The 12834-nt window shown below is 62.1% G+C and carries 12 protein-coding genes; 8 read left to right on the forward strand and 4 right to left on the reverse strand.

All coding sequences use genetic code 11. The annotated features are described in order from the left end of the window. Positions 1–117 precede the first annotated feature (117 nt). Together clpB and AB0O97_RS01950 are read right to left on the reverse strand one after the other, a co-directional pair. Positions 118–2727, reverse strand: coding sequence for an ATP-dependent chaperone ClpB (gene clpB, locus AB0O97_RS01945; protein ID WP_363879320.1), 2610 nt, complete (start codon positions 2725–2727; stop codon positions 118–120). A gap of 200 nt (positions 2728–2927) precedes the next feature. Next, positions 2928–3989 carry a 2,3-butanediol dehydrogenase gene (locus AB0O97_RS01950; RefSeq protein ID WP_363844996.1) on the reverse strand — a complete coding sequence of 354 codons (1062 nt, stop codon included), beginning with the start codon at positions 3987–3989 and terminating at the stop codon, positions 2928–2930. Between the two features lie 246 nt (positions 3990–4235). Here AB0O97_RS01950 and AB0O97_RS01955 point away from each other — a divergent pair, with 246 nt between their 5' ends. Next, a complete protein-coding gene (locus AB0O97_RS01955) occupies positions 4236–5015 on the forward strand; it encodes a MerR family transcriptional regulator (protein WP_363879323.1) in 780 nt (259 codons plus the stop codon). 29 nt (positions 5016–5044) lie between these two features. Here AB0O97_RS01955 and AB0O97_RS01960 read toward each other — a convergent pair whose 3' ends face one another. Further along, positions 5045–5734 (reverse strand): ubiquinone/menaquinone biosynthesis methyltransferase, encoded by a 690-nt coding sequence (locus AB0O97_RS01960; RefSeq protein WP_363879326.1) that lies wholly within the window; start codon positions 5732–5734, stop codon positions 5045–5047. Between the two features lie 109 nt (positions 5735–5843). Between AB0O97_RS01960 and AB0O97_RS01965 the strand changes: the two genes are divergently transcribed. The 4 genes from AB0O97_RS01965 to AB0O97_RS01980 all read left to right on the forward strand — a co-directional run bounded on the left by AB0O97_RS01965 (position 5844) and on the right by AB0O97_RS01980 (position 8577). Beyond that, on the forward strand, positions 5844–6716 hold the full coding sequence (locus tag AB0O97_RS01965; RefSeq protein WP_363879329.1) for a DUF4031 domain-containing protein: 873 nt from the start codon (positions 5844–5846) through the stop codon (positions 6714–6716). Between the two features lie 363 nt (positions 6717–7079). Then, positions 7080–7529, forward strand: coding sequence for an ASCH domain-containing protein (locus tag AB0O97_RS01970; protein ID WP_363879332.1), 450 nt, complete (start codon positions 7080–7082; stop codon positions 7527–7529). Between the two features lie 32 nt (positions 7530–7561). Next, positions 7562–7873, forward strand: coding sequence for a cold shock domain-containing protein (locus AB0O97_RS01975; RefSeq protein WP_363845010.1), 312 nt, complete (start codon positions 7562–7564; stop codon positions 7871–7873). 44 nt (positions 7874–7917) lie between these two features. Further along, positions 7918–8577 (forward strand): pentapeptide repeat-containing protein, encoded by a 660-nt coding sequence (locus AB0O97_RS01980; RefSeq protein WP_363879335.1) that lies wholly within the window; start codon positions 7918–7920, stop codon positions 8575–8577. Between the two features lie 59 nt (positions 8578–8636). Here AB0O97_RS01980 and AB0O97_RS01985 read toward each other — a convergent pair whose 3' ends face one another. After that, positions 8637–9110, reverse strand: coding sequence for a hypothetical protein (locus AB0O97_RS01985; protein ID WP_363879338.1), 474 nt, complete (start codon positions 9108–9110; stop codon positions 8637–8639). Between the two features lie 145 nt (positions 9111–9255). Here AB0O97_RS01985 and AB0O97_RS01990 point away from each other — a divergent pair, with 145 nt between their 5' ends. From AB0O97_RS01990 to AB0O97_RS02000, 3 genes are read left to right on the forward strand one after another with little or no spacing between them, the layout of a single operon-like run. Further along, positions 9256–10476, forward strand: a complete 1221-nt coding sequence (locus AB0O97_RS01990) for a histidine kinase (RefSeq protein ID WP_363879341.1) — start codon at positions 9256–9258, stop codon at positions 10474–10476. Beyond that, entirely contained in the window at positions 10473–11108 is a 636-nt protein-coding gene (locus tag AB0O97_RS01995) for a response regulator transcription factor (RefSeq protein WP_363879344.1), read from the forward strand. Before AB0O97_RS01990 ends, AB0O97_RS01995 begins: the two co-directional genes overlap by 4 nt. 54 nt (positions 11109–11162) lie before the next feature. Then, positions 11163–12800: a sialidase family protein gene (locus AB0O97_RS02000; RefSeq protein ID WP_363879347.1), complete on the forward strand. Its 1638-nt coding sequence runs from the start codon at positions 11163–11165 to the stop codon at positions 12798–12800. Positions 12801–12834: the final 34 nt, after the last annotated feature.

Genomic DNA, 12834 nt, shown 5'->3' on the forward strand with positions numbered 1-12834 from the left:
AGCAATTCCAGCCTTCACCGGGTTTTAGACAAGAGTTATAAACAGCAGGGGCTGTGATGCTTGGGAGCAACCCAACCATCACAGCCCTTGCTGCATTAAACCCGCTAGCCTCCAGCCCTATTTCCGGCGGACCGTCAGCCCAGAAACAGAATCCATGTCCAGCTCATCGAAGTCGGCAGCCGTGTCCACCAGGACAGTGTCCCCGTCCACAATGGTGCCGGCCAGAATCTCCTTGGCCAGCCGGTCGCCGATCTGACGCTGCACCAGCCGTCGCAGCGGCCGGGCGCCGTAGGCAGGGTCGTAGCCGGTCATCGCCAGCCACGCCTTGGCAGCATCACTGACCTCAAGGGTCAGGCGCCGCTCATACAAACGAGCAGCCAGCGACTGCACCTGCAGATCCACAATCCGTGACAGCTCTTCGATATTGAGCGCATCAAACATGACAATCTCATCGAGCCGATTCAGGAACTCGGGTTTGAACGAGGCCTCCACAATGGACATGACAGCCTTGTGCTTCTCTTCTTCAGCCAGCGACTGATCTACCAGGAACTGCGAGCCCAGGTTGGAGGTCAGCACGATGATGACGTTGCGGAAATCAACCGTGCGGCCCTGCCCATCGGTGAGCCGGCCGTCGTCGAACACCTGGAGCAGAATGTCGAAGACTTCCGGGTGCGCCTTCTCCACCTCATCGAGCAGCACCACTGAATACGGACGACGGCGCACGGCCTCAGTCAGCTGCCCACCCTCGTCGTAGCCCACATAGCCCGGAGGCGCACCGACCAGCCGGGAGACCGAGTGCTTCTCGGAGTACTCGCTCATGTCGATGCGGATCATGGCGCGCTCATCGTCGAACAGGAAGTCCGCTAGGGCTTTGGCCAGCTCGGTCTTACCAACGCCGGTGGGCCCTAGGAACAGGAAGGAACCCGTGGGCCGGTCCGGATCACTGATGCCAGCCCGGGCGCGGCGGACGGCGTCGGACACGGCAGTGACCGCGGCCGACTGACCAATCAGGCGGGACCCCAGGACCTGCTCCATTTGCAGCAGTTTCTGGCTTTCGCCTTGCAGCATGCGTCCGGCGGGGATGCCGGTCCAGGCAGAAATGACCTCGGCAATGTCATCGGCGGTGACTTCTTCGGCCACCATCAATTCAGGCTTGTCCGTGGACTGCTCCTCAGCAGCGGCCGCCTCCAGTTCACGCTGCAGAGCCGGAATCTCACCGTACAGGATCCGTGAAGCCTGCTCGAGGTCGCCGTCTCGCTGGGCCTTGTCAGCCACGGAACGTAGCTCATCGAGCTTCGCTTTCAAGTCACCAACCCGGTTCAGCCCAGCCTTTTCAGCCTCCCAGCGTGCGTTCAGACCGGAGAGTTCTTCCTTCTTATCGGCCATGTCGGCGCGCAGGGCCTCCAACCGCTCAATCGAGGCGGGGTCGCTTTCCCCGGTCAGCGCCAGTTCTTCCATGGTCAAACGGTCCACGGCGCGGCGCAGCTGGTCGATCTCTTCCGGCGCCGAATCAATTTCCATGCGCAGGCGTGATGCGGCTTCATCCATCAGGTCGATCGCCTTGTCCGGCAGCTGACGGCCACTGATATAGCGGTTGGACAGCGTGGCAGCGGCGACCAAGGCAGAGTCTGCGATGGCCACCTTGTGGTGTGCCTCGTAGCGTTCCTTGAGCCCGCGCAGAATACCGATGGTGTCATCCACGCTGGGTTCACCGACGAATACTTGCTGGAAACGGCGCTCTAGGGCGGGGTCCTTTTCAATGTTTTCGCGGTACTCATCCAGCGTGGTGGCACCGATCAGGCGCAGCTCGCCGCGGGCCAGCATGGGCTTGAGCATGTTGCCGGCGTCCATGGAACCTTCGGATGCACCGGCTCCGACAACGGTGTGAATTTCGTCAATGAACGTGACGATCTGCCCGTCCGAGGCCTTGATTTCCTCCAGCACGGCCTTGAGCCGCTCCTCGAATTCGCCACGGTATTTGGCTCCGGCCACCATCGATGCCAAGTCAAGACTGATGAGCGTCTTCCCGCGCAGTGACTCGGGAACGTCTCCTGCCACCATGCGCTGGGCCAGGCCTTCCACCACGGCGGTTTTACCGACGCCGGGCTCGCCAATCAGCACGGGGTTGTTCTTGGTGCGTCGGCTCAGCACCTGAATGACGCGGCGAATCTCGGCATCGCGGCCAATCACTGGGTCAAGTTTGCCGGTGCGGGCAATGGCTGTCATGTCCACGCCAAACTTCGCCAGGGCCTCAAAAGTGTTCTCCGGATCCGGCGTAGTGACCTTGCCGTCCCCGCGCACGGTGGGCAGCGCGGCATCGAGCGCAGCCCGAGTGGCACCTACTTGGCGCAGGGCACTTCCTGTTGCACCGGCGTCGTCCGCCAGGCCCAGCAGGAGATGTTCGGTGGAGACGTAGCTGTCACCCATGCGCTCGGCGGCCTGCTGGGCAGCCTGAACCGCCATCAGCGTGTTGCGGCTGAGTTGGGCCTGGGCCACGGAGGTGCCGGACGACGCCGGGAGGTTGCGAATGGCCGTGCTGGCACCGACACTGACCTCATCTGGGTCCACCCCGGCGGCCTTCAGGAGCGCGACGGCCACGCCCTGGCGCTGGTCCATGAGGGCCTTGAGCAAGTGGGCGGGCTCAACTGTGGGGTTGCCGGCGGTTGAGGCGTTCATGGCGGCGGCAGAAAGAGCCTCCTGGCTCTTTGTGGTGAATTTGGCGTCCAAGAGAGGTCCTTTCGTTGGGTGGTGACTCGCTGGTCGTAAAGTTGAGTCTACTACGCTCAACTTACATCTTGCGGAACTTATTCCGAGAATTTTTTCCGTGCGCGAAAAGCTGGTCACCCGGTGCCTGAGATGCGAAGAGGTGCCCGGAAACTGATACTCAGCTTCCGGGCACCTCTTACCCTTCAAAGGTGGAGCACTGCTCAGCCGCGCGGGTTCACGATGATTTTCACGTGCTCTTCATTGTTGTTGATCAACTGCTCAAAACCTTCGGTGACCAGCCCGTCCAGGCCAATCCGTCCAGTGATGAAGCGAGAAAGGTCCAACTTGCCGCTTTGGACCAGCGCGATGGTGTCCGGGTGGTCATTGGCGTACCCGATGGTGCCGCGCAGATCCACTTCCTTCAGCACCAGCTTTGGCATGTCCACAGCAGGTTTGTGCCCCCAGATGGAGACGTTGACGATGACCGCGCCGGGCCGGACGGCGTCCAGGAGCATGTCCAGAACAGCGGGTACAGATGAGCACTCAAACCCGACGTCCGCACCTTGGCCATTCGTCAACTCGCGGACCTGGCTGGCAACGTCGCCCTCACGGGGATCGAAGACGGCGTCAGCAACACCGGTTTCCAATGCCTTCGCCTTGCGCGCCTCGGAAAGTTCGGAGATGTAGACCGTCAGGCCCTTGGCTTTGAGTACAGCTGCGGTCAGTAGGCCGATGGGTCCCGCCCCGCCCACGATGGCAACCTGACCGGCCTTCGCGCCGGAACGCACGTAGGCATGATGCCCCACCGAAAGGGGTTCGATCAGCGCGGCCTGGTCCAAGGGAATGTCACCAATCGGGTGGACCCAGCGCCGTTCCACGACAATCTTCTCAGCCAGCCCGCCACCGCGGCCACCCAATCCGATGAAGTTCATGTCCTTGGACAGCTGATACGGCGCACCTTCGCTTGTATCCACATCCGCACCGATGATGTACGGCTCCACCACCACGTTTTCACCGACCGCCAGATCGGTGACACCCTCACCCAGAGCCGTGATGGTTCCGGAGAACTCATGGCCCAATGTCACGGGAGCGGACTCACCGGAGATCGGATGCGGGTGACCTGCGGGCGGAACGAAGATGGGCCCTTCCAGGTACTCGTGCAGGTCGGTGCCGCAGATCCCGCACCAGGCAACATCAATAGCCACGGTTCCCGGCTTCAGTTCCGGCTCGGCAATGTCCTCGATGCGGATGTCGTTGCGGTCGTAGTAACGTGCTGCCCTCATGATTGCTCCTCAAGATTTTCGTTATTGAAGACTCGGTCAAACTGCACGGCTTCGTGCTGCGCAGAATTACCGGGTCCCCCGAAGTAGCTGACAATCCCATCCTCTCGCAGAAAGCAAGGAACGGCACAAATCGTACGTATGGCGTACGCCACATTGAATACACCTGCTGCGCAGCCGGGTCCACAACTTTTCTTGACCGAAACACGCCTTGACCTTGACGTTGCGTCAACCTTTAGAGTTGCTTGCATGAGCACCGATAAAGCCCCCGCCGACTGGTCAATCCAGCACATTGCAGCCCTGGCGGGAACCACCAGCCGGACACTGCGGCACTACGACACCATCGGATTGTTGGCGCCAAGCCGAATTGCAGGCAACGGCTACCGGCATTACGACCGGACGGCACTGGTGCGGCTGCAGCGAATTCTGCTGCTGCGTGACTTGGGGCTCGGACTACCGGCGATTGCGGCCGTCTTGGCACAAGAAGAACCGGCGGCTGCGGCACTGCGGACCCATGTTGCGTGGCTGCGGGGCGAACAGGCGAGGCTCTCGCGGCTCATCGCGTCGGTTGAAAAGACCATTGCAGCCGAGGCTGCGGGAGAGGAAATCATGGCAAAGGACATGCTTGACGGGTTTGACCACACTCAACACAAGGAAGAGGTGGAACAGCGCTGGGGCAAGGAGGCGTATGCGAAGAGTGACGCGTGGTGGCAGGGAATGGGGGCGAACGGACAGGCGGGCTGGAAGGCCCGCGTTGCCGCCCTGAACAACGACTGGATTGCCCTGTCGTCCAGCGGGGACGCACCGTCCTCGCCCGCCGCGCAGGAGTTGGCGCGGAGACACGTTGGATGGCTTGCTTCGACGCCGGGAACTCCGGCCGCCACACCCGGCGGGGACGTACGCGGTTACGTCTTGGGACTTGCCGAAATGTACGTTGCCGATGAACGCTTTGCAGCGAACTACGGCGGCGTGGACGGAGCCGCGTTTGTGCGGGACGCCCTGGGTATTTTTGCGGTGCGCGAGCTGTAGGCCCGACGGCGGACGGCCGGCGGAGGCGCTCAGCCCGGCTTGCGGGCAGTCCAGATCATGTTCGTGCCCATGAACCTTGATTTCACCCGGACGTCCTCGAAGCCGGCCCGCTCGAACCTGCCGCGCAGCGCGCCGGGGGTGAGGAATCCGAGCGTCGAATCAAGCAAATACTGGTAAGCCGGGCGGTCGCGGCCAATGATTGTTCCCAGCGTCGGGATGACCACACGCATCCCCATCCGAATGAACGGGGCGAGCACGCCGCTGGGCGGGGATGATTCAACGGCGGCAACCACACCGCCCGGCTTCAGGACCCGGAATTGTTCGTTCAATACCTGGTCCAGATCGCTGACGTTCCGAAGCAGGTAGCCGTGAGTGACGGCGTCGAACGCGTTATCTTCGAAGGGCAACTCATGGGCGTCGGCAAACTGCCAGTCGATGCCTGCGTTGCCCTCGAGCTGGCGGGCCACGTCCAGCATCGACTCGGAGAAGTCTGCGCCAATGACAGCGCCGGTGGGGCGCTGTTCGCGGATGGCCCTGGCGATGACGCCGGTTCCGGTGGCCAGGTCCAGGTAGCGGTGCCCGGGGCGGGCGGTGGCCAGCGTAGCGACTTCACGGCACCAGCGCTGGTGCGAACCCAGCGTCATCAGCCGGTTCATGACGTCATAGCGACGGGCGATGCCATTGAAAGTTGCTTGGACGGATGAGTCTTTGTTTCGCATTACCGGTTGCCTTTGCTTGATGTTCCGAACCCTCAAGAGTCTATGCGGGCCGGGCCGCCACAGTCCCCGGATCCTCGAACCCTTGCCACCGCGGGCCTAAACTGGGGCCATGATCTTCATCGATCCGCCCTTTTGGCCGGCGCACGGGACGGTATTCTCTCACCTGATCTCCGATGCCTCCGTTGCGGAACTGCACGCCTTCGCCGCGGCCAACGGAGTCGCAGAACGCGCCTTTGACCTTGACCACTATGACGTTCCCGAGCGGATCTACCTGGATCTTGTGGCAGCGGGGGCCGTGCCGCTGTCCGGCAAGGAGTTGGCGCGCACCCTGGTGGCGTCGGGCCTGCGCATCAAGGCCAAGTACCGAGTCAAGTCGGTGTCCACTGTTTTGGAGCTGCGCTGGAATGCACTCATGCCGGGGCAGCCCGAACTGGGTGCGGAGCTGCTGGGGCGATGGAGTGAACCCCACCGCCACTACCATTCCGCCACCCACCTGCTGGCAGTTCTGGAGGCGCTTGACGCCCTGACCGGGCGCAACACGCCCCGCGAAGTGGCGCTGGCAGCCTGGTTTCACGACGCCGTTTACAACGGCACCACTGCCGACGAAGAAGACTCCGCCGTTTTGGCACAAGAGTGCTTAAACGGGATTGTGCCGACGATTGAAACAGCCGAGATTTGCCGCCTGGTCCGCCTGACGACCACCCACTCCCCCGCTGCCGGCGATGTCGCCGGGCATCTTCTGTGCGATGCCGACCTGGCCATCCTCGGCGGCGAGCCGGATGCATACTCTCGTTACACAGAAGGGGTCCGGCGGGACTATGCCCACGTGTCGGAGGATGATTTTGCCAAGGGGAGGTCCGCTGTCGTACGTCAGCTGCTGGCACTGCAGCCAATGTTCCACACGGCCAGGGGCCAGGAATTGTGGGCGGCCCGGGCACAGGAAAACCTCAACCGGGAACTGGCGGGAATCCTCACCTCGTAGATCGGATAGCCGCCAATATGCACGCGCGTTCCTCCCGATGGCGAGTGCGCCCGAAGTTATTGCGTTGTGGAAAACCGTTCCCTGAACGCAGTCGGTGTGGTGCCCAATTGACGCGCAAATGCCCGCCGTAGCGTCTCGTCCGTGCCCATGCCACTGAGCTGGGCCACGAGGGTGATCGGGTAGCCAGCAGTTGCCGGTGGCGGCGATTTGGGCCGGTTCGACGGCGCCGCCCCTTGCGGCAGCCATGTTCACCGAGCAGACTGCACTCGGAGCCGAGCACGCCGCCCCCGGACCGCACCACCTCCAGCACATGACACGAATGTGCTAAATAGCTCACCTTGCGCCGCGCAGTAGGCTTTGCGCATGACGAACAATGACCTCAGAACTGCGCCGGAATTCGCCAACCTTCCAATCGGCGAATTCGCCTTCCCCGGGCCGTTGCGCGACCAGTTGGTGGCGGCAATGCTCGACGGTTCAAAAACGTCCACAACGACCGCCCTCATTGAATTCGAGGTGGAACAGGAGGAGCTGCCCCGCGTCGGTGAGCGGGAAGTGGTGGTGGATTCTGCGGGCCGCGGCGTTGCCGTCATCGAACTGACGGAAGTTCGCACGGTGCGGCTGGCCGATGTAGACCTGCAGCACGCCGTCGACGAGGGCGAAGGCTTCACCACCGTGGCGCAATGGCGGGCTGGCCATGAGGTCTTTTGGCATTCCCCTGACATGAGAGCGTACATGAATGATCCTGAATTCACGGTGGATGACACCACGATGTTGGTGCTCCAACGCTTCAAGGTGATCGCCCAGTTACCATAGCCGGTCCGCCACATTTCCCTTAGGCTGGCACCATGGAGACCTCAGGAACAGTCCGTTTTTGGCATGATGAAGAAGGCTGGGGAGTTCTTGATTCGGAATCGACACCGGGCGGCTGTTGGGCCCATTATTCCCATATTGCCGGGCCGGGTTATCGCTCATTACAGCCAGGTCAGGATGTCTCTTTTGAGTGGGAGGCTGCCGCACAGGACGGTTACAGTTACCGGGCAACCCGGGCGTGGCCGGCCGGCGATGAACCAAGCCCCGATCCCGGCCCTGCTGCGCCCGTGGAAGAAACGCATGGCGCTTATAACTCCGCCTTGAGGATCCGCTTCGACAACCCCTGACTATCATAAAATCTACTCCCGCCGCGGGCAGATAACCTAGATGCATGGCTTCGAAGAATGCACCCCGCGCACCCCGGCTCACCCCGCTGACACTGCATGATCTGGTAGACAACGACGATGCTTTCTTCGGCCCCGGTGACACTTATGACGGCCAGCGCTTTGACCGTCCCAGCTTTGACGGCGTCAACCTGACATCCTCGGATTTCTTGGAGTGCGAACTCAACGGCCCCCTGCTCAATGACGCCGAGCTCCGCGGTGTGCGTTTCCGCGGCTCCGTCATTAAGGACAGCTTCGCCCCGATCATGAAGGGTGCCCGGACTAGCTGGCGTGACACCGAAGTCACCTCACCGCGCTGGGGATCGGCCGAACTCTACGACAGCAGCTGGCAGTCGGTACGGATCGACGGCGGCAAGATCGATTTCCTGAACCTGCGGGCTTCAAAGATTATTGACCTGCAAATCAGCGACTGCATCATTGACGAACTCGATCTGGGTGGCGCCCATGTCACGCGCCTGGCGTTGCAGAACTGCCGGATCGGAACCCTGGATCTGCAACAGGCCACCTTGAAGGATGTAGATCTGAGGACCACAGACTTCCGCACGCTCAACGGCGTCGGCTCCATGTCCGGCGTCGTGATTGACGACTACCAAATGGGCCTGCTCGCACCAATCTTCGCCGCTCATCTGGGCATCACCGTCGCCTGACATCAGCCTGACACCAGGCAGCGCTGCCCCTGCAGAGCAGACCCGCTAGGGCCAACCGCCTAGCCCATCAGCGAGACACCGAACGTTGCGGCCACACCAAAGGCGGTGCCCCACAGGATGATGGAGATGACCTGCCACAGGATCACGGCATTCTTCGGTGCACCAAAGGACACCATGGCGGCGGACGTGATCTGGCTCGGCAGGATAGTCTGGCCCACCAGACTCACGCCGGCAACGCCATACTTATCGAATGCTTTGCGCAGCTTGGCCCGGCGTGGGGTCACTTCCTTCGGTGCACGGCCGGCAGCAACCTTGGCCCGGACCCGGTGCGCGCTGAGTACAAAGATCAGCATCGAGACCACGTTGCCCACCACTGCCGCAGCAATGGCCACCGCCGGGTTCAGCCCACCCAGCACACCAACCACCGAAGCAAAGTAGGACTCCACAAAAGGAATGGCCGCTATCAGGAGCACGCCCACCCACTGCAGCATGGGAGGAAGGGAGGCGGTGAAGGACTGCATTGACTCGATCATGATGACTTCTTTCGTCGGTGGACTTCGTTGATGAATCAATCCTTTCGCAGTAGCCCGGGACGCAATAGTGCATTGTTGTCACGTCTTGACTTGCACTTTTACACGGCGAATCCATGACAAATGTCATTGCCATAGACTGAAACCCATGCCCGCAGTCTCCGCCCCGGAAATTCCACGCCCACCCTCCAGTCTGGGCCGCAGCGTGCGCTCCACCTGGACGTACACTTTGGGTTCCATCGTGTTCATTCTGGTGGTCCTGCACTTCATGCTGCTGAGCTTCGCCGCCAGTGATTTCACTGCCAAGCACGACGCCGTTTCTGGGCTATTGCTGTTTGTCCTCCTTCTCGCTGTGGCTCTCCAAGTGCGCTACTGCTGGTTCCTGCAGGCCGGTTTAGGTGGTGGACTTCCCCGAACTGTGTGGACCGTGGCCATGCTGGTCACCTCTGGCGCTGTCTGGGTTTTGGGACTGCTCACCTCTGACGCCGGGTGGATTGCGGCGATTCCGCTGTGGTTGGCGGTGTCTCTCGTGGCCAGCCTGCTGCCCAAAAGGCAGCGATGGCTAACCGTGGTGGGCGGCGTTCTTTCGCTTCTGGCATTTGCCGCCATTCGTCATTATTGGCTGGGGCAGTCCGATCCGCTTCCGCACGATGCTGCCTCCCGCATGCTGCTGATATATTCGGCCGGCATGCCCCTGCTGCTCATCAGCAGCCTGTGGTGGTGGCAGGTAGTGGTGGAACTGGACCGGCACCGGCTCATGGCCGGCGAGTTGGCTGTTGCCCAGGAAAGGCTCCGCTTCGCCGCGGACCTGCACGATATTCAAGGCCACCACCTGCAGGTCATCGCCCTGAAATCCGAACTGGCCGAACGGCTTCTAGATCGCAATCCCGAGGCAGCTCGCGAGAACATTCATGAGACTCGGCTCATTGCCAAGCAAGCTCTGGAGGAAACCCGTTCACTGGTGTCCGGCTACCGAGAAACGTCCTTGGAAGACGAACTGGAGAATGCCCGCGAAGTCCTCACGGCAGCCGGGGCCCACTGTGAACTGACGCTGGAAAGGCTGCCAGCAGAACCGGCAGCGCAACAGGCATTGGCCATGACAGTTCGTGAGGCCACCACCAATATTCTGCGCCACAGCGAAGCCACCCACGCCACCATTACCGTGGCGTCAACAAAGGGCGGGGTCACGCTGACCATCCGAAACAACGGACTCAACGGCACGCCGTCGTCCATGTCCTTGACGGCGGGCACCGGCTTGCTGGGCTTGCGGGAACGGCTCGAGACAGCCGGCGGAACACTTGAAACCACCATGGACACCGGCCACTTCGAGGCGCAGGCGTGGGTCCCCAGCAAAGGAACGCTCGCATGATTGAAACTCTGGAATCCGCTACGACCGGCAGGATTCGGCTGCTGATTGCCGACGACGAGCACCTGATCCGCGGCGCCTTGGAGGCCCTGCTGGGGCTCGAAGGCGACATTGACGTGGTGGCAAGTGCCGATAATGGCGTCACCGCCGCCGAGTTGGCGTTAACCACGAGCCCCGATATTTGCCTGCTGGATCTGGAAATGCCGCAGGCCGATGGCCTCGAAGCGGCCGCCAAGATTCTGGCCACAGTGAACACGCGCGTGATCATCGTTACCCGCCATGCCCGCCCGGGTGTGCTGCGCCGGGCGCTGACGTCTAAGGTATCTGGCTTTGTGCCGAAGTCCACGCCGGCGCAGGAACTGGCCCATGTAATTCGGGATGTAGCGGCCGGAAAACGCTACATCGATCCGGAGATTGCCGCTGCCGCGCTGACCGCCGAGCGTTGCCCGCTCACGGACCGCGAGCTGGATGCGCTGCGCGTGAGCCGTTCCGCCACCAGCGTCGCGCAGATTGCCAAGCAGCTCCATTTGGCCTCGGGCACCGTGCGCAACTATCTCTCCTCCGCCATGATGAAGCTCAATGCTGTTTCCCGGCACGACGCCGCCGAAAAAGCGTGGCAACAGGGCTGGATCTAGAATCTTTCCGCCCCGGAACCCCGCGGACGTTGAGAATCCAGCTAAGCTCACTATGTGATAATACGTCCTACATCTTTGGAAACGGTTCTTGCCCGCCGCGGAGTCGCGGGGCACCGGCAGTACCGCATCCCTGCCCTGGCAGTGTCGCCACGGGGAACTCTTCTGGCCGCTTACGACGGCCGCCCCAACCTGGATGACCTGCCCAATCCGATCGATCTGCTCCTCCGCCGCAGCACCGACAACGGACTCACGTGGGGACCGCAGCAAACCGTACGCACCGGCACCAGCTTGGACGGTTACGGCGATCCAAGCCTGCTCATCGACACCTCAACCGGGCGCATCTTCCTCTTCCACGCGGCGGGCACGCACGCGGGATTCTTCGAGGCCGCGGCGGGGCTCGATGACCAGGACGCCATCCAGCACACTGACCTCAGCTTTTCCGACGACGACGGCGTCACCTGGCAACACCGCCGCCTCACCGCCATGCTCAAGGGCGACGGGGTTACCGGCCTCTTTGCTGCGGCCGGAGCCGGCATTCAGATCCACACCGGCCCTTTCCTTGGACGTCTGGTGCAGCAGTTTGTGCTGCTTCACGAGGGCGAAATCAAGGCCGCCAGCGCGTACAGCGACGATCATGGTGAGACGTGGGCGCTGGGAGAATTCATTGCCGGCGCCAACGAAAACAAGGTGGTGTGTCTGGCTGACGGAACCCTGCTGATGCATTCGCGCGCCACCCCGCACCGCCTGACTGCCATCTCCATCGACGGCGGCCACAGCTACACCTCGGCCCGGCCGCACCTAGAGCTGCCGGACCCCAGCGACAACGGCTCCGTGGCCCGGTTCGACGGCCGCCCTTTCGTCACCAGACTGTCCACACCGGATACCGCTGACACCACTGACTGGCTCATCGCCACCCACAACCACGATCCTGCCCTGCGCCGCAATACCGTCCTGAAGCTCTCGCAAGACAACGGCACAACCTGGCCCTTCGGCCTCGAACTATGCGGTGGAAGCTCGCAATATTCCACGGCTGCGCGCCTGCCCGACGGCCGCATCGGCGTCCTCTATGAGCGTCAGGGCTACCAAGAAATTGTGTTTGTGTCGATCGATCCGGCAGAATTACTGGCCTCCCCCACGACCTCTTTGACGAACAATTCCGGCACCGCCACTTCTCGCCGCGTGGCTCTGGACGTGGTGCTGCGTTCCATCACCCCCGGCCGTCCCGCAGTATGGGAGAGCGTTGGCGAGAGTTTTGTGCTCGCCCAGACCGACGGCGATTGGGATCCGTCCGCGTGGAAAGAGGTGGGACAGGGCTACTCTGAGGAGGCCCCGCAGGTGCTCTCCAACCGGGAGTCGCAGGATCTGAACTACGGCGCTGTGATCCCGGGATATAAGGCTGGTGACGTTCTAGCTTTCTCGGGCCGGGTCCGCAATTCCGGCTTGGCGGCACCAAAAGTGGCAGTTTTCATGGAGAGCCGAACGGAGGGGATCGTTGCACTTCTTGGTTGGGATCCGTTGCTGCCGGGCGCGGCGCGTAGTTTCACCTCTACCTGCACGGTGACCGAGGCCGACATTACGGCCGGAACCCTGACTCTGGAGTTCAATATGGGGGTCGACGCCGGCATGGTCACCTCCGGCGCACGGCGCGGCTTCACCTTTGACATGGTGTCCGGGGACATCACCGAGCACTGACGCTCTGACGCTCTGACGCTCTGACGCTCTGAGC

It is taken from the genome of Specibacter sp. NPDC078692, from assembly GCF_040686835.1.
GTDB lineage: Bacteria > Actinomycetota > Actinomycetes > Actinomycetales > Micrococcaceae > Specibacter.

Coding starts and splice junctions, on each gene's coding strand:
- AB0O97_RS01955 (WP_363879323.1), top strand. CDS start 4,236: ATGAGCACCGATAAAGCCCCCGCCGACTGGTCAATCCAGCACATTGCA.
- AB0O97_RS01980 (WP_363879335.1), top strand. CDS start 7,918: ATGGCTTCGAAGAATGCACCCCGCGCACCCCGGCTCACCCCGCTGACA.
- AB0O97_RS01975 (WP_363845010.1), top strand. CDS start 7,562: ATGGAGACCTCAGGAACAGTCCGTTTTTGGCATGATGAAGAAGGCTGG.
- AB0O97_RS01990 (WP_363879341.1), top strand. CDS start 9,256: ATGCCCGCAGTCTCCGCCCCGGAAATTCCACGCCCACCCTCCAGTCTG.
- AB0O97_RS01985 (WP_363879338.1), bottom strand. CDS start 9,110: ATGATCGAGTCAATGCAGTCCTTCACCGCCTCCCTTCCTCCCATGCTG.
- AB0O97_RS01965 (WP_363879329.1), top strand. CDS start 5,844: ATGATCTTCATCGATCCGCCCTTTTGGCCGGCGCACGGGACGGTATTC.
- AB0O97_RS01960 (WP_363879326.1), bottom strand. CDS start 5,734: ATGCGAAACAAAGACTCATCCGTCCAAGCAACTTTCAATGGCATCGCC.
- AB0O97_RS01970 (WP_363879332.1), top strand. CDS start 7,080: ATGACGAACAATGACCTCAGAACTGCGCCGGAATTCGCCAACCTTCCA.
- AB0O97_RS01995 (WP_363879344.1), top strand. CDS start 10,473: ATGATTGAAACTCTGGAATCCGCTACGACCGGCAGGATTCGGCTGCTG.
- AB0O97_RS01950 (WP_363844996.1), bottom strand. CDS start 3,989: ATGAGGGCAGCACGTTACTACGACCGCAACGACATCCGCATCGAGGAC.